17 protein-coding genes are annotated in these 17,162 nt (G+C 50.1%); 3 read left to right on the forward strand and 14 right to left on the reverse strand.

Going from position 1 to position 17,162, the window contains the following annotated elements:
• Positions 1-63 precede the first annotated feature (63 nt).
• The 8 genes from AC1VOR_RS02825 to AC1VOR_RS02860 all read right to left on the reverse strand — a co-directional run bounded on the left by AC1VOR_RS02825 (position 64) and on the right by AC1VOR_RS02860 (position 6,104).
• A complete protein-coding gene (locus AC1VOR_RS02825) occupies positions 64-567 on the reverse strand; it encodes a GNAT family N-acetyltransferase (protein WP_482615754.1) in 504 nt (167 codons plus the stop codon).
• Positions 568-776: 209 nt separating this feature from the next.
• On the reverse strand, positions 777-2,774 hold the full coding sequence (locus AC1VOR_RS02830; protein ID WP_482615755.1) for a prolyl oligopeptidase family serine peptidase: 1,998 nt from the start codon (positions 2,772-2,774) through the stop codon (positions 777-779).
• A gap of 83 nt (positions 2,775-2,857) precedes the next feature.
• On the reverse strand, positions 2,858-3,256 hold the full coding sequence (locus AC1VOR_RS02835) for a zinc ribbon domain-containing protein (protein WP_482615756.1): 399 nt from the start codon (positions 3,254-3,256) through the stop codon (positions 2,858-2,860).
• A 25-nt stretch (positions 3,257-3,281) separates the two neighbouring features.
• Positions 3,282-3,458 (reverse strand): hypothetical protein, encoded by a 177-nt coding sequence (locus AC1VOR_RS02840; protein ID WP_482615757.1) that lies wholly within the window; start codon positions 3,456-3,458, stop codon positions 3,282-3,284.
• Positions 3,459-3,493: 35 nt separating this feature from the next.
• Positions 3,494-4,192: a YjjG family noncanonical pyrimidine nucleotidase gene (locus AC1VOR_RS02845; protein ID WP_482615758.1), complete on the reverse strand. Its 699-nt coding sequence runs from the start codon at positions 4,190-4,192 to the stop codon at positions 3,494-3,496.
• 222 nt (positions 4,193-4,414) lie between these two features.
• Positions 4,415-4,975: a hypothetical protein gene (locus AC1VOR_RS02850; RefSeq protein WP_482615759.1), complete on the reverse strand. Its 561-nt coding sequence runs from the start codon at positions 4,973-4,975 to the stop codon at positions 4,415-4,417.
• Between the two features lie 2 nt (positions 4,976-4,977).
• Positions 4,978-5,466 carry a VanZ family protein gene (locus AC1VOR_RS02855; protein WP_482615760.1) on the reverse strand — a complete coding sequence of 163 codons (489 nt, stop codon included), beginning with the start codon at positions 5,464-5,466 and terminating at the stop codon, positions 4,978-4,980.
• Positions 5,467-5,531: 65 nt separating this feature from the next.
• On the reverse strand, positions 5,532-6,104 hold the full coding sequence (locus tag AC1VOR_RS02860) for a GNAT family N-acetyltransferase (protein WP_482615761.1): 573 nt from the start codon (positions 6,102-6,104) through the stop codon (positions 5,532-5,534).
• Positions 6,105-6,327: 223 nt separating this feature from the next.
• On the opposite strand from AC1VOR_RS02860, the gene AC1VOR_RS02865 reads away from it, so the two are divergent.
• Positions 6,328-7,572, forward strand: a complete 1,245-nt coding sequence (locus AC1VOR_RS02865; protein ID WP_482615762.1) for an RICIN domain-containing protein — start codon at positions 6,328-6,330, stop codon at positions 7,570-7,572.
• 43 nt (positions 7,573-7,615) lie between these two features.
• Here the strand turns inward: AC1VOR_RS02865 and AC1VOR_RS02870 are convergent, their stop codons facing one another.
• The 5 genes from AC1VOR_RS02870 to AC1VOR_RS02890 all read right to left on the reverse strand — a co-directional run bounded on the left by AC1VOR_RS02870 (position 7,616) and on the right by AC1VOR_RS02890 (position 14,200).
• A complete protein-coding gene (locus AC1VOR_RS02870) occupies positions 7,616-8,119 on the reverse strand; it encodes a hypothetical protein (RefSeq protein WP_482615763.1) in 504 nt (167 codons plus the stop codon).
• A gap of 69 nt (positions 8,120-8,188) precedes the next feature.
• Complete coding sequence (locus AC1VOR_RS02875; RefSeq protein ID WP_482615764.1) at positions 8,189-8,836, reverse strand: pentapeptide repeat-containing protein; 648 nt, start codon at positions 8,834-8,836, stop codon at positions 8,189-8,191.
• Positions 8,837-8,875: 39 nt separating this feature from the next.
• Complete coding sequence (locus tag AC1VOR_RS02880) at positions 8,876-11,065, reverse strand: DEAD/DEAH box helicase (protein WP_482615765.1); 2,190 nt, start codon at positions 11,063-11,065, stop codon at positions 8,876-8,878.
• Positions 11,062-12,414, reverse strand: coding sequence for an ATP-binding protein (locus AC1VOR_RS02885; protein ID WP_482615766.1), 1,353 nt, complete (start codon positions 12,412-12,414; stop codon positions 11,062-11,064). The genes AC1VOR_RS02880 and AC1VOR_RS02885 overlap by 4 nt, the downstream gene beginning before the upstream one ends.
• A 31-nt stretch (positions 12,415-12,445) precedes the next feature.
• Complete coding sequence (locus tag AC1VOR_RS02890; RefSeq protein ID WP_482615767.1) at positions 12,446-14,200, reverse strand: TerB N-terminal domain-containing protein; 1,755 nt, start codon at positions 14,198-14,200, stop codon at positions 12,446-12,448.
• 410 nt (positions 14,201-14,610) lie between these two features.
• On the opposite strand from AC1VOR_RS02890, the gene AC1VOR_RS02895 reads away from it, so the two are divergent.
• A complete protein-coding gene (locus tag AC1VOR_RS02895) occupies positions 14,611-15,336 on the forward strand; it encodes a M50 family metallopeptidase (protein WP_482615768.1) in 726 nt (241 codons plus the stop codon).
• Positions 15,337-15,419: 83 nt separating this feature from the next.
• Here AC1VOR_RS02895 and AC1VOR_RS02900 read toward each other — a convergent pair whose 3' ends face one another.
• Complete coding sequence (locus AC1VOR_RS02900) at positions 15,420-16,103, reverse strand: hypothetical protein (protein ID WP_482615769.1); 684 nt, start codon at positions 16,101-16,103, stop codon at positions 15,420-15,422.
• A 182-nt stretch (positions 16,104-16,285) separates the two neighbouring features.
• Here AC1VOR_RS02900 and murI point away from each other — a divergent pair, with 182 nt between their 5' ends.
• Complete coding sequence (murI, locus tag AC1VOR_RS02905) at positions 16,286-17,095, forward strand: glutamate racemase (RefSeq protein WP_482615770.1); 810 nt, start codon at positions 16,286-16,288, stop codon at positions 17,093-17,095.
• Positions 17,096-17,162: the final 67 nt, after the last annotated feature.

A 17,162-nucleotide genomic window follows, 5' to 3' on the forward strand; every position in this document is an offset into this window, starting at 1 on the left:
TTAAGTCTATCATCCGCCGGCACTCCATATTTGCAATCATTGTCGCCTAATCTATCATTTCCGTCAAATCCGTTTGACATATTTGGACATAGTCATACGGTGATCAAATAGCCATTCTTCCTTCTCTTCCGTGTACACAAATCCATTATATTTATAAAATACCGTACCAATATCATTCTCACGCTCGCACCAGGCATAAATCTCCATCAGCGATGCGTCCAGCCGAAGCAACTCATTCAGCAACCGCTTACCAATCCCTTTGCGCTGGTATTCCTTGAGTACATAGAGCCTTGTTAATTCGCTTGCACCACTCTCGGGCTCGGACAGTTGACCGAAGCCTACAACCTCTTCGTCCCATAGCGCGACTAGAAATTTGCGTGCCATTCTTGCCTCATCCTGTATAATGCTTTGCTCCAAACTGCTCTTGGCATAAGCTTGAGTCAGATAAGCGGCGATGAAGTGCTCCGGATAAATCGTCTCATAGGTGCTATTCCACGTCTCCACGGCAACCTCGCGAATCCCATCGATATCGCTCATCCTTGCCGGACGGATCAGCAATGAATCCATAGCTTCAATCCTTTCTTTCTGTCAACATCGTTACAAATCTAATGATACACTGCCATCAACAGGGAAATCTACCCTAATTCCAAAATCCTTGACGCCTTTCATTATAGGACAAACCCATATTCCAAAAGGGAAAAGCAAGATACGAAGGGAACCCCGCCATCTCCAGCGGGGTTCCCTTCATTCAAATTCAAATATGTAATTTGCATGAACTATTGCAAGTAACGTCTAAACCAATCTGAAATTTCCTTGAGGCGGCGAATTCGGTGATGTGGCTTGCCGGAGCGGGACAGATCATGATTCTCCCCCTTGAACATGCACAAGCGTGATTCTACACCATGCATTTTAAGCGCCGTGAACATTTGCAGCGCCTCCACCTGCCAGCAGCGCAAATCCTCATCCGAATGCAAGAATAGTGTTGGCGTTCTAACCCGGTCAGCATACTTGAGCGGAGATTGCTCCCACATGCGATCTGCCCCATCCCAAGGACTTGAGGCGGTCTGCTCTGTCGCAAAATAGTACCCGATATCCGTCGTGCAGCACATCGATATCCAGTTAGCAATTGAGCGCTGAGAGACTGCGGCGGCGAAGCGGTCCGTATGCCCGATAATCCAGTTCGTCATAAAGCCCCCATAGCTGCCCCCGGTCACTCCCACTCTACGCGAATCAATCGCGGGATAAGCCTCTAACACCTGGTCGGTAAATTCCATAATATCCTCATAATCAATCGTACCATAACGCCCACGGATATCGGCAAAATCATTGCCTCGTCCGTCTCCCCCCCGAGGATTGCTGAACAGCACGAAATAACCCTCATTGGCCCAAAGCTGCATCTCATGGACATACAATGTTCCATATACGGTCTTGGGTCCGCCATGAATATTCAAGATCGCCGGATAACGACGCTCCGGGTCGTAATCCTTAGGCACCAGCACCCAGCCGTCAAGCTCTACTCTATCGTGATTAACCCAGGTCAGCGGCTGCGGCACGGCCACGTATTTATTCTCCAGCGCTGATTCGTTGAACCTGCTAAGTGGAGTCTCCTCACCTGAATGCAAGTCCAGTCTGTAAAGCTCTTGAAGTCGCTGCTCTCGCATCCCGACAAACACCAGAGTGCCATCCTTATTCATGGCAAAGCAGTCTACCGCACCCTCACGGCGGCTAACAAATTCCACACTTCCATCGTACGATATGCGGCACAACCTGGAGCAATACCGGTCCGTCACAATACAGTACACACCTTGCTCCGTGACCGCCACACCTTGGCCAGCCCCCAAGCGAGAATCCGTACCTACGCTATTACCCAGGGACAGATCGGGATCTGCAAAGCGAATGATCTCCCCATCCGGCTTCAATCTCAAAAAGGAAGGGTTCTCGTTAATGGTAAATTTGCGGCATTCCGAAGCGGCGAACACGATATCCTCTCCCAGAAAGTCGGCCATGCGGAACTGATATGTACCCATCGGAACTCGCTCCTCCAGCCGTCCCTGTTCAATATCATAGGTCCACAGCGAGTCGGTGAGCTCCATTTTATTGGAGAATTCCTGTCCGGTGAACAAGATACGCTTCTTATCCTCACTAACCTTCAATGAGACCGTATCGAACCATTCCCCGGTAATTGGCGTCAAATGCTCATCCGCAGCATCAAACAAATAGACACGATTGCGCTTCTTGTTGGATATACCCTCTCCGTTATGCCAGAACGGAATTTCATCAAGCACCGTGTAATCCTGTTCTTCTTGATAGGATCGCCGCGCCTTCTCTTTATCCTCTTCACTGAAACCAGTCACATTGGGACTGTTATGATCATACACCGCTTTGACCGCCCATAGCGTCCCCCATAGCGGGTAGATCTCGCTGACCTTAAGCGGAATAGAGAAGGCCTTCAAGGCTTCCCCACCATTAAAGCTAAGCGTATAGAAATAAGTCCGTGGTTCCAGCGGATGCGGGGTCTTGTCCTCTTGCTCCCGGTTGGCCTGAATGAACAGCGTGTCATCGTCCAGCCAACGAAAGGCTCCCAGATCGCCCATCCCGGTGTACTGCTTGACTGTACCGCCGGAGACCTCGCTAATCCATAGGTCAGATAAGTAACCCTTCTTCTCTTTATTACTCATCTTGACGCAATAGGCGGCATACTTGCCGTTTGGAGAAAGTTCCACGCCCGATAAGAATCGGTACCTGGTAAAATCATCTGCCTGTAGCAGAAACATCCTGACAACTCCTTTTTTTCCGATTCCCCCCATTTTACTATGCCTGGATGCAGAACAAAAGAAGTGTCGTCAAATGAAGTTCCCTATCGGCCAAATAAAACATCTAAAATCGTGGAAAATTTACCTGTGGTATGTCCCTTCAAGACATCGGGGTTATACATCTCTACGTACCCACAATGAAGACAGGATACGAGCAGGTAGTGATGATGCTGGACATCAAGCAGCTTGCTGAGCCCCGCCCCGGTCATGGATACTTCCTGTACCGAGCTATCGCGGCCGCCGCACTTGGCACATTTGAATCGATTTTGCAGTACCACCGGCAAGTCAAAATGATCCATGACCCGAGTGGGTTCGGACAACCCAGGCTCCTCCTCGGGTCCAGGCTTGCCCTCCAAATGCTCCGGCAACACCTCATGCTTGCAATCCGGACACACACCACCAATCAGGATGACCTGTTCTCCGCACCACGGACACTGAATCATGCGCACCGCCTCCTACATGAATAATTTACGGCCTGAAGCCTCCGCGCTTCTCATGAAGATAGATGTCCAGCGCCTCGATGCCACGACGGGCAACTTTAATGAACAGAATTAGAGCATAGATACCCAAGCTGATAACCACCAGATACACCAAAAATAGCAGCATTGGTACAAGACCGAAAAAGCTCATCTCCGTAAAATGCATCCATACACACTCCCTTTTATCGTATTCTTGTTCTGTTAGCGTGGGGCGACCAAATTCGTAATTTCAGCCAAACTACGGATTTCATAGGTTGGCTTAAGCCCAAGCGTATTAGGTTTACCTTGCGGATTGAACCAGCAGGTAGCAATTCCATAATTGATGCCGCCCTGCATGTCGGAGGTCAAGGAATCCCCAATGATCATTACCCGGCTCTTATCGGTGATACCCAGTTTGTTGAAGGCATGGTCAAAAATCCCCGGATGTGGCTTCTGATATCCGGTATCTTCGGATACGATAATCTGCTCAAACATTCCTTTTAAGGGTGATTTGGCAATACGGCTCGTCTGCACCTTCTTGATTCCATTGGTAATGATAGACAAGCGATATCCCGCCTCGATTAGCGCCGAGCAAATGTCATAAGCACCATCGATTAGATCATGACCTTCACCCAAGCGATCCAAATAATATTCACTGATGAGTGATACTTCCGAACGTGTCTTCAGTTCAAGCTGTGTGAACAAACGAGCGAAGCGTTCCGTTCTCAGGGAAGCCAATGTCACCGTACCCTGTTCGAACTCCCGCCAAAGCTGCTGGTTAATCATTTGATAAGCTTCCATCACCTCTGCCGTACCAGGTAGCCCCTCGTATTCCAGTGTGCCCAGCAGAGCTCTGCTCTCTGCCTTCGGATAATCAAACAACGTATCGTCTGCGTCAAATAAAAGATGCGTATATGTCAAATGAATGCCCCCTGTTCCCATCCTATGCCGTTTCTAAGCAAATTCGGCTATTTTTTTGCTTCCGCTCCCTCAATCTTAGGCAAAATGCCATATGAAGTAAATGCTTATCCATAAACATTTCAGAAAAACCAAAAAAACCTGCCTAGCACATATGCGCTAGGCAGGCCTGATTTAATGCTACTTTACTGGCTTTAGTAGGGTGATGAACAGACGGCCGGAGATCTATCTTAGCTTGGCTACTGTCACAGCTACTTGCTCCAGTTGCGAGCGGCTCAATTCCTCGTCCGGCGAGCTTATCGTTACGAACCGGTCCTTCAAGGCAAAAGAAAGCAAAGGTGTCTTATCTGGTGTGTACCACTTGGCCTGAACGCCATTGGACAAGGTCACAGTTTCTCCCTCATAAGCGAAAGCATAATCTCGGGGAGAGATGTTCACCGTCATCCGGTCAAATATCAATTGAACCCCATCATCTGAAGCAACTACTTTCTTGAAGCTGTCCCCTTTTGTCATCTTCCTTGGGGCATAGGGCGTTTCAAAAGATTCAAACTTGGCAAACGCTTGGGCAATTTTTTTGCGCTCTGCCTTGGTGTAGTTAACTCGAGTTAAATCCGCATGAGCATCGTCTGCTCGGGGAGCACACTCTGTCATCTTGGATCGAGGTCCGTCATGCTTCCACTTCTTCGCTTGATCGGTGTGCGCCGCAGCGACCTGCGCAGGAAGTAAAGCAATAGTCAAAATAACCAAGGTAAGCACATACCGTTGCCACTTGTTTGTCTTCATCATGCTCACTCCTTTTGATCTTGTTGATCTTGTTGTTCATGAAGCCAGGGAAGCTGCCTGTATAGCGCATACCCTAGCCAAAAACCAGCCGTATTCAGAATAAAGTCGTCGACATCAAAGCTGCCTCTTCTTAGTACAAGTTGCAACAATTCCAGCACCAGTACCCCAAGCAGGAAGAGTGGGAGTGCTAACCGCAGTTTTCCTTTACACAGGATGGGCAAGCCGATGCCAAACGGAACAAATACGCCGATGTTCCCGACAATATTGATCAGCCACGCACTTGACAGGAAATCCCGGGACTCGAAAAATTGGAGTATCGTATGAAACGGCAGCACATTGTACATATAAGACTCCTGCGTGGTCCTGCCAAAGCCGAGCAGCATCCAATACGCCAGCAATAAAGCATAGCCCGTTAGGAGAACTGCTGTTATCTTTTTACATAACCCTTCCCTACCGATTTCAAACAACCCCCTCTCATTTTGTTCACACGTCATTAGTTATATACGTTAGTGGACAGTTCCTTGGTTATCATGCTAAAAGCACGCTGAACTTTAACATTTCAAGGCTTAACGGGGAGCGTAGCACTTAGACGATGAGTGGTCAAATTCTGTGGCAGCATCTCCATGAATATCTCGTCAAAATAGTGCCCGTTGACATAGTAGCTTTGTGTACGTCGGCCAATCTCACGGAAGCCTGCCTTCTCGTAGCTCCGAAGAGCCGGCTTGTTGAACTCGTATAATCGCAGCATAATATTCTGAACATTTAATAACTGGAAGCCATACTCGCAGAGCAACTGTAGAGCTTCTGTTCCAAAGCCCTGCCCCCGTGATGCTTCTTCTCCTATGAAAATACCGGCCTCCGCGGTCCGATGAACGGAATGGATGGAAAATAGTGAACAATTCCCTAGTAGCTCATGGGTCTGAAGGGAGACGATGGCGAAATGATGTCCTTCCTTAGCCATATCGTTCAAAATTTCCTGCTCTCGCTGTAATCCGAATACTTCTCTGGACACTCCCAGCTTTACTGACATCGAGAGATTATTGATCCAGTGTGTATACTTCTCTGCATCTTCCGGGTCGACCGGCGATAGATACACCTGCTCCCCCACCAGCTTCTTGAAATACTTCATCATACCCCTCCAATTGGACGCTATTTCCGTTAATTTGTGCTTCATTATACACCTTTATCATCACTCATAATCTATGTAAATATTTTCAAAATAAAGAAGAATATAATTGTAAATGATATCACAAAATGGTAATCTATATTTGATAGCGCTATCATTTTTTTGTTCATTTGTCAACATCTTCAAATTTGAAATGCAAGACCTACTCTATTTGAAGGAGCGAATGTTAATGCCAAGACGTAGTAAACCTCTCTACCTATTTCTGCTGGTCACACTCCTAATCGCCTTTATATCACCCGCTGGCACGGCGAATGCAGCCAACTGGAATTTGGTCTGGTCCGATGAATTTAACGGCTCCTCGTTAAATTCATCCAATTGGACCGCCGAAATCGGTACAGGGTCATCAGGCTGGGGAAATAATGAGCTTCAGTATTACACCAACCGATCGCAAAACCTCCAGGTGACTGGCGGCAATCTCGTCATTACCGCACAGAAGGAAAACTACGGGGGCATGAATTACACTTCTGCACGCATCAAAACTCAAGGACTAAAAAGCTTCAAATACGGCAAAATCGAAGCACGTATTAAAATCCCCACCGGACAAGGCATCTGGCCTGCCTTCTGGATGCTGGGCGACAATATCAGTTCGGTAGGCTGGCCTTATTGTGGTGAAATCGACATCATGGAGCATGTCAATCATAACCCATCCGTCAACGGAACAGTCCACTGGGATGCAGGAGGCCATGCCGAATTCGGCCGGACCTCAGGCAATCTTGATTTTTCGCAATTCCACGTGTACAGCATAGAATGGGACGCCAACTATATTCGCTGGTTCGTTGATGGCGTTCAGTATAATGAAATTCTTATTGCCAATGGGGTTGGAAGCACCGAGGAATTTCAAAAGTCGTTTTTTATCTTGCTGAATTTGGCAGTTGGTGGCAACTGGCCGGGCAGCCCGAACAGCTCCACCGCATTCCCTGCACAAATGTTGGTCGATTATGTGAGAGTGTATCAGGATCAAGCCTCACCAGGCCAGGGTATTGAGAGTGGAGCAGTTTATACATTAACCTCCAAGGTGAGCGGCAAAGTGCTTGATGTAGCAAGCAGTTCCACTGCCGATGGCGCCAAGTTACACCAATGGACTTCTAATAACGGTAACAATCAACGCTTCCGCGTGGATCATATGGGCGACGGCTATTACAAGCTGACCGCCATGCACAGCGGGCTGGTGATTGATGTACCTTATGGCACCTCGGACCGTGGCGTTCAGCTCCAGCAGGTCGTCGACTATGGTACCGATGCGCAGCGATGGAGAATTGTTGATGCAGGTGGAGGTTACTACAAGCTGGTATCCAAAGCCAGCGGACTGGTGATGGACGTATCCAATTCATCCACTGCCGACGGTGCTGTCGTGCAGCAATGGACGGACAACGGCACGGATGCGCAAAGATGGCGGCTCACCAAGGTGAATTAAGTAATACAGCAATAGGGGCGGAATCAGTTCCGCCCCTATGTTGTCATGCTTGTCCTTGGTTCAAGCTTCGGTAAATTTGTAGACTGGACGGTATATGACCTGCGCCTAAAATAATAGCACTTGCCAACATGGGAATAGACTCCAGCAACAGAGCTGAAGCAAGGAAATACAATACCGGCATGATGGCCATAGGTACCGGAATTCCCCACAGCGGTGCAAAAAGCCAATAATATCTCCTCGCCTGACCCAGATACCGCGCCCACCCTACCAAATAGAGCAGCATGGCAATGATCATGATGACCAGCGCCAGACTAGCTACACTTCCATTCATATGTATGCCGTAAAAAAGAGGCACGACCATAACCCCTACCCGTCCTGCACCCTCCGCGATCTTCAGCCCAAGATGCACCTGAATAGCCTGTACGGAGGAGGGTACTCCTTCTGGAGGCCATGCCCAGAATAAAACATTAGGCAGCAAAACCACTGCAGGTATAATCAAACTGATTACATGGAACAAACCTTCACCCGCTCTCCACTTTTCTCTCATCTTAGCAAGTCATCCGGACTAAACGATGTGATATTCCTCCAAGTGGCAAGCCTGAGAAGTTCTCGTGGGTTAATCCTTGATATCTAATCCCAGCAGCTTGGAGAAGCCAATCGCTTGCTCGGGAGATACGGTGCAACCGGCCAATGCCCGCACTGGAATATCTATTCGCTCATAAGTACAAGTGCTGATATCGATGCCTTTCAGCGACGTTTCATTAAAATCCGCCTCGTTCAGTTGGCATTCCTCAAATTCAATGTCTTTCAGCTTGCTGCCGTAGAAGCTGGCATGCTGTAGCGAGCATGAAGCAAAGCGTATTTGCTTGAGCGAAGCTTCAGCTAAATCACTCAGATTCATGACGCAGTTTTCAAACGTGACCGAACCCATATTAGCCTTGGATAGATTGATCCCTGTCAACTTACAATCCTTGAAATGAACACGATGAACGATGCCACGGTGTAGTACGGCATTAGACAAGTCGCAATTTTCTAGTACCACATCTGTCAAATCGATATGCTCGAACCGGGTATGGGCAAAGGAACAGCTACGCAGTAGCACCTTGGATAAAATGCATTTATCCATGACCTCACGTTCGATATGTACACCGCTCAGCAAGCGATTCACCAGTTCATGATCTTCATCTTCCAGCAGGTCCTCTCTCCGAGCTTCAGCCAAATCCGCAGGAAGCTGCGGCAGGACAATTTTTGATTTTGCAGCCATCGTTATCTTCTCCTTTGATCGATTCAATCGATATTTCTGTTATAGCTTACTCAGAGCCTCTGACAAGCCAATTACGTCCAGTCCATCGGCAGCAAAAGCACGCCGAACTAACTCGGGAGGCACAAACTCATCGTATTTGCCAAGATACGGGGCTTCGTCCACATCGAGCAATGCCTCCGGGCCCGGGGCTACTGCAAGCTCAGACCGAATACTGTCAAGCAATTCATCGGCTCCTACCTTTCCGGCAACCACCATATAATAAGGTTCCATAGGCACCACTTGACGCAAGCCCATCGACTCCTTCAAGTTATGCTTCAGCAAACGTTCCAGTGTACGGAACTGCTTGCTACCTGCCCAAGGTAACACAAATAGCGAATCCCCTCCGGCCGGTATTACGGGACTGCGCAGCAGACCACTTTCCCGGGCCAAACGGCGTGCCCTTTCCAGCCGGTTGGCTGCCCCGGGTGCCAAATACGAATACAAAGTATGTTCCTCTAGCACCTCGCGCATCTTCTGCATGACCCGGGTATGTACATCTCCCCCGGCTCCCAGCCAGAGCGTATCCACCTTGCCCCGAGATGCTTTGACATATACCGCCTTATGCTTGTTGTCTACTTCCTCGACCTTCCACAGCTTGCCGGCCAGTGAGAAGCAATACCCCGGCGGGGGCACAGTAGTAATGCTGCCGATCTCCTCGGAACCGTTATATACAACATGCTCTTCATCATCCTTGAACACGGCATAGAAGCGAAAATTATTAACTACCTTCTCGCCGCCCAGCCCAATCATTAGCGTGCCTTCCTCTGTCTGCTGAATGTGGTCCATCTTCATTAGATAATGAAGAAGCCCCTTGTATTCCTCCGGGTCGATGCCGCGGAAAGCCGGTAAGGTCAGCACCGCTCGCGCCAGTTCGGCTGGTTCGGCCTCGCCAATGCTCTTAAGCATGCTCATGGTCTGATGATACAGCACCCCCACGGGCTTGCGACGCAAATCTACCGGCTCCACCCAACGCTCTCGCACATACAGCTCAATGACGGCGATGGCCCGCAGCAGCATCCAGGGCATCCGGGCAGGAAGCTGGGCCTCTTCGTCCTCCTCCTCGGCGCACAGGAACATCATCTCCGATGCCTGATCTCCGCGACGACCCGACCGGCCCAGCCGCTGCACGAAGCTGGAGCAGCTATAGGGTGCCCCAAGCTGAATGACCCGCTCCAATTCGCCGAGGTCGATGCCAAGCTCTAACGTTACCGTTGCCGCAGCGACTGCCGGGCCGGGACCCGAGCGAAGCGCAGCTTCGGCCTCTTCCCGCAGCATGGCCGAGATGCTTCCGTGATGGACATGAAATACGTCGCGTTCCTCCCGCTTGGCAGCAATCCGGCGCATCTCCAGCGTAGTCAATTCCGCATCACTGCGGCTGTTGGTAAAGACCAACGCTTTCTTCAGGTGTGTATGGTCATAAATATAGTTATAGTAGTTCTGCTTCGCCAGTTCCAAATGCTCGGCTTCCTGCTCGTTCCTGGCGTCAGGGAAGGAGAAATGCTCTACCGATAACTTTAGCTTCCTGCCCCCCGAAGGGGCTACCACCTCGACGAGTTGCGGAGTCCCCGCTCCCAACCAACGTGCGGCGGTATCATAATCGCTGAGTGTGGCGGACAAGCCAATTCGCCGTGGTGTGCAAGAGGCCATTCGCTCCAGGCGGTTCAATTGGCTAATCACCTGAATCCCCCGGTCCGCCCCCATGAAGGCATGTACCTCATCAATCATGATGTACCGCAAATCGTGGAATAAGGCAGGGATTGCATTCGGGCGATTCATCAGCAGCCCCTCCAGCGACTCTGGAGTAATCTGCAATACACCGCAGGGATGCTGCATCAGCTTGGTCTTCTCGGCTTGAGCTACATCGCCATGCCAGTGCCAGACAGGGACTTCTCCTTCCCGCAGCAGCTCACTGATTCGCTCAAATTGATCGTTAATCAGCGCCTTCAGCGGGCCGATGTAAAGGATGCCTACCGAGCTTGAGGGCCGATCATGCAGTTCTGTAAGCGCCGGGAAGAACGCCGCCTCCGTCTTGCCCGAAGCGGTACCTGAGGCGATCAGCAAATGATGGGTCGTATCAAACAGCACCCGCGCCGCTTCCAGTTGAGCCTCGCGCAGCGTATCCCACTGCTTGCGGTAAATATATTCCTGAATGAACGGCGCCAGACGGGAAAACAAATCAGTGCCGCTCATAACTCAAACTCCGCCAGGAAGTCATCCATTTCATCTGTGGCGGCATCCTTTTGCTGATTCTTACGCCCCCCTGATGCTTCATACTCTTGCTCCCGTTCCCCCATCAATTGCTCGTAATTAAGCTCGGGATGCTGATGCAGCACATGCAGCACATCCATGAAGTCTCGTACCACTTCGCGAGTCGTCAGCAATTCTTCAGCACCCAGCCGGTTCACCGCGGCTTGCATGAATACAATAAGCTGCTCGTCTGTAAGCTGCGACTCGTAGCCCATGTGCATGGCATGAATGTCACGCAGCTTCTGCAAGAGCAGCATAATCTCTTCGTGAGACAGCATGTCCAGCTTCAATATCGGCGAAGCATAGGAGCGCAGACTACCACTGCTGCTGTATCGCCCTTCCATCAATCGGGACCGTAACGCATCGTAACTAAACAGGCCCCGGCGCTGATCCTCAACGAATTGCGGGGTTCCGCCAAGATAAATACCAAGATATTGGGCCTTACCTTGCATCGTATCGTTAAACATCGTCAGTAATTTCTCGTAATTGCTCTGCCGCGAGACACTATTCGTAATTTTATATAAATTAACACCCTCATCAATAAAGAGCAGCAGCCCCTTGTAGCCAATTCGCACGGCAAATTCGCCCCAAAGCTTCATATAATCGTACCAGTTGTCATCATCGATAATGACACCCACTCCAAGCTCCCGGCGCGCCTCCGTCTTCGTTGGGAATTCGCCACGCAGCCAGCGCAATGCCGCTGCCTTGAGATCGTCGTCGCTAAGCTTGTAGCCCGACCAATACGCAGCCAGTACCTTGGCGAAGTCAAATCCATGCACCAGATTTTGCAGCTCATTGGCCACCGCATAGATACGTAGCTCTACCGCAGCATGAAGCTGAGGGTCGCCGGGCGCCAGACCAGAGAGTCGCATCTGTTCTTGCTGTAACCCAGCAATCCATCGCTGTAGCATCATCTCCAGCGCTCCACCATCGGGTCTTGTCCGCGTGGACAGATGCATCATTAATTCCCGATAAGTGGCCAGCCCCTGTCCCTTGGTTCCGACTAGCCTGCGTTCTGGCGATAAATCCGCATCAGCCACGACAAACTCACGATCCATCGCATAATTACGAATCATCTGGAGCAAGAAGCTCTTACCACTTCCGTAGCGGCCCGTAATGAGACGGAACGCAGCCCCGCCTTCCGCAATATTATCCATATCCTGCAGGATGGATGCCACTTCTAATTTGCGGCCTACGGCTATATGCTCCAGTCCTATGCGGGGAACCACACCCGCTGTCAAGGAATGAACCAGAGCCGTAGTCAGCCGCTTGGGGATCTGCATCGATTTCATTCGTTAATCACCTCATTTTAGAGATCCGTCTTTACACCAGCTCTTGCCCGGCTTGCAGCACCTGCCGCAGCTCAGCACGATATTCTGCAACAATTTCGTCTCCGTCAATCAGCAGGTCTCCCAGCCATTCCATGGCCAAATTATTGATTTCATCCATCAATAATTCCGGCATGGAGCCTGCTTGCTCGGCAATGGCCTGCCGCTCGGCAGAGCCCTCCCTGTTCAGCAAGCTTGAGAGCATCCCACGCTGGCTGACCGATAGGCGTGCAAGCAGTTCATGCCATGCAGCAGAAAGTCCAGGCAAATCGGTAGGCAGTGACTTCTCCTCCGCGGGTTGCCCTGCCCCAGCAAGCTGCGATAGACGGGCTTGTCCAGTAGGTTCAGTCTTCTCTACCCTGGCGGCTAATGCCTGCAATACAGGCCACTCCGATTCCACCAGAAGAGCCGTCTCCTCCTCCGCTTGCCAGCCATGTTCAAAGTCAAGCTCTGCCTGGACCAGACGTGCTGAAGGGACATGACGATCACGGCTGTCTTTCTTGGGAGTATCCTTTTGGCCCATTTCCGACCCCAACGCTTCCTCGGACAGCAGCATATCCCGCACCTCATCCGACTCCTGCTTCAGCTTGCGCAGCTTGGCTGCGTTAATCTTGACCTTCGGCATCCGCGCCTTGGCTGCTTCCGCCTCCCGCTGAGCAAATTCATTGTGCAGGTAGCGGCTGATGAGCTGCTCTATATCCGGCTCGACCGCAACCCCCTTCAGTCGCCCCTTGAACCCGTCAAGCTCTCGCAGCTTGTTCTCCGTAAGCCGCACTAACTGAGTCAAGTAGGCGCGCAGGGGAGAATGCTCGCTATAAGGAAGAACGGTTATTTCCCGGGTCCTCCCATATTGCACATGGTCATAAACCGCACTACGAAAGAGATATCGGGAGATTGTCTTCTCCCGGGGTACAAAAAGCTCCAGCAAGCGGCTTCCCTTCGTCTTCCTTAAGTATCCGTCGACCAGAGTAATGATCTTGGGCGCATAATGCCGCAAATTTTTACGTCCTTGCTCTATGTAATAACGGCTCTTCTCAGCTTCGTAATCAATTAACATCCGGAGCAAATCCCAACTTAACTCCAGGGTATGGGCCGAGAATTTTCGCTGCCACTCCAGTTCCTTCAGTTCCATGGACAAGCTGCGTGGTAGCTTGATTAGCGGCGGGTTAACAGGGGCCTCCCCCAGATGAAATATCAGTGAAAAATCATACAACCACTCGCGTACATAGATGTTCAGCTTGGGATAACGCTCCCGGTAAGCCTGCCAGACCCGCTCGATTTGGGCGTATCCCTCGGACGGCTCCACCCAGCCGATTCCGTGAATGAGCTCATATAGATATACAAATAAATATGACAGGTCCGTATCCGGGTAATGCCCCGAACGCACCTCTGTCCGCCAGAACAGATACCATTTCAGTTGTCTGGGCTGCATTTCATCATAGGTTGGCCAATAGGTCTGGAAGGGAACGAATTCTGCTGTATCTCCCTGGCTAGTCTCCAGTTCCTTTCCCTTGCGGACAAATAGCTGTTCACGGGAGATATAACGGAAATCCTGCTGCCAGTCCACTTCACGACTCCAAGACTCCGGGGCAACCACACGAGTTACGCTCTCCCCCACAGATTGTTGTCGGTCCGGCGGCTCGACCTGTATCTCCAGTTCAGCGAATGCAGGCTGTCCCATCCGCTCTGCTCGTCGCCCTTCCCGGGCTGGCATGTCGGAGAAGAACGGCTTGTCCTTATTGTCCTTCATCGTATAAAGACCTCCATCCCGACACTATTTAAAGGTAGTTCAAAAAGTCATCTTTTGATTACGGAGTAATTCAGGAAGTAGATTCGGCGTCGAATCTTGAATTCAGCCGGGCCTAGCATATGCTTCGGTAGTATGTTTCTTGCAGAAACATTTGAGTTGCTCACGTACCCACTACGTACGCTCCGCTACTTACGTCCCTAGCTTCATCCAACTCAAGCGTTTTGAAAAAACGCACATCGGAAGCATAAGCTTTGATACTAAAAACCTGACTTTTTGAACAAGACACTATTTAGAACACTATTATATCACCGAACAAGAACAAACCGAAAGTCTGTTCGCCTTTTGAATACTATTTTGCCCTCCTTTATAATGAAAAGCAACTGGAATTCACGCAAGGGAGGAAACTTTTTATGAACCGATGGCTGAAAGCCATTCTTTTTCTACTCGGGGCAGCCATTCTGACCAGGCTGATTCCATTCTCCGACTGGTTCCGCATGCTGGATACGCTGATCCACGAATTGGGTCATGCGGCCATGACCTTGCTGATGTCCGGTCAGGTTCTTCGTATCGAGTTGAACCCCGATCATAGCGGGGTCACCTATTCCGTGCTAACGACAGGGTGGAGCCAACTGGCGGTGTCACTCGCCGGATATATCTCAGCTTCCCTGTTTGCAGTAGCTCTCTTCTATGGTTATGCCCGCAAGCAACAAGCGGCAGGACTCATTACAGTCAGTGCATTAGCATTAATCACTGCCTTGCTATTCGTACGTGGGGGATACGGGCTGGGGTGGCTGATTCTGTTCATCGTCATCAATGTGGTGTTTGTCTTGCTCGGAGGGAAGATACGCAACTTTTACTATTTGTTGCTGTCGTTCCTCTGCCTGGAGGAATCGGTAATGGGTCCTATTACCGTATTGCTTCGTTCGCTCACTTCACCCGGAAATGCCGGAGATGCAACAAATCTGGCCCATTTGACGGGTGTACCCGCCTTGGTCTGGGCCTTGGTATTCCTGGGAATCTCCTTGCTGTGCGCCAGGGTGGCATTGCAATTCTATTGGTCGGACCGGGAGCGCAGCAAGCAATCCCGCAAAATGAAAGAATACGGGCAGCCGGGCCCTTACGGCAATACCCGCTAGCAGCGTGGTGAACAATGAAGCGTCTACGGTCGATATGGGCTCTCGGACTGCCTGATTACTCCACTTTTCGCTGTCTTCTTTCGTCACGTCTCTCCATTTGTACTAATAACACAGCGAAGCACATAAACCTCTTGATGATCCTGAATCATCTTTTCGACATCTACATTACTGTCCACCGAACTCCTATCCTTGTTTCTTGCGAGCACCCCAAGTGTTCCGGTATCACCGAGATTCAAGGATAGATGCATCACCGGCTGAGTCAGCGTACTATCAAAGTCGGAGCCTTGAATTACTGATCTTCCGGTGCTAACACCTCCCTGTTGTCTGACGGCCAGAGCCCAATTTTCCTGATTGCCTTGCCATGAAGGATACGTAGTCCAATAAATTTTAGGAAGTAGTTGATCCGAGCCTTCCAAATTTAACGTAAGACTTGAACCTATTCCCATCACAGATTCCTGCTTCTCTCCATTCACGTAGCGGTCTACCCATAGCTTGATATGGCCGATCTTCTCTTCACCAGGATCAAGGGTGAATATCATCTTGGCTTCGGCCCCTGTAGCACTAACAATAGAGTATTCCTCATCACTCGTGTCTAAGAGATCGATAGATATAGATTCAACCCGCTCTTCGGGCAAATCCTCTGAATAGGTAACTGTTGATTGCTGGCAGCCTGCCAGCAATACGAGTACACAAATGTAACTCAATGCAATTAGAATCCGAGTTGTTCCTGCTTTGACTACTCTCTTGTCCGTCTCCTTTGACTTCATATTCCCGCTCCTTTGCTTCCTAGTGACTGTTTCTCTGCTTCCAGTATATAATAAATAAGTTTATTCATCCGCAAATTTGCGGTAAGATGATAGGCGGCGCGAGGGGATACATAATGAAGAACTCTTAAGCTTCGTTGCAACTTCAACCGCGAAAAACCAAAATAATAAAGGTGATACAACCCATGAGCATTGCATTTTTTGATTCAGGCATCGGCGGGCTGACCGTTTTGCAGGAAGCCATGCGCAGGCTGCCGGGAGAGAATTTTTTATATTTTGCCGATACACTTCATGTTCCGTACGGGACCAAAACCCTGAGCGAGGTTAAACGCTATGTACAGCAATCAGCGGAACTGATTATGAAGGAGCAGGTTGATGCGCTGGTCGTGGCCTGTAATACGGGGACAAGTGCGGCCATTGAAGAGTTGCGGAGTACGTATAACCATATTCCAGTGATCGGTATGGAGCCTGCTGTCAAACCAGCCGTACGCCGGAGTCATGAGGCCGGTCGACGTGTGTTGGTATTCGCCACCTCACTCACGCTTAGCCTCACCAAATATCATGACCTGGTAGATCGGGTGGACGATCATAAGGTGGTTGATTCCATGCCCCTTCCGGAGCTAGTACAGTATTGCGAGCAGCTTATGTTCGATCCCCAGGAGATCGAAGCCTACTTTCGAGGCAAGCTGGCGGGAATAAATCTTGATTTATACGGAACCATTGTGCTGGGATGCACTCATTTCCCTTATTATAAAAATATACTGCATCGATTACTACCACCCCATATTGAATTAATCGACGGCACCGGGGGGACCGTAGATCGGCTATGCGCCATGCTGGATTTTCCCAAGCCACAGAGGGCAGCGGAGTTATCGGTCAATACACCATCACCGGCATCTGTACCGCCAATTACCTTCATGTGCTCGGATCGCAGTCCGGCTTATCTGGATAAAATGGCTCAGGCACTGAAATACCTCCAGTCCCTCCATACATGAACGCAAAGCAAAATAACCTTCAGCCCCAAACGGGCTGAAGGTTATTTGTGTGTACCTTTATTTCTGC

This window comes from Paenibacillus sp. 1SOY10 (assembly GCF_056836745.1).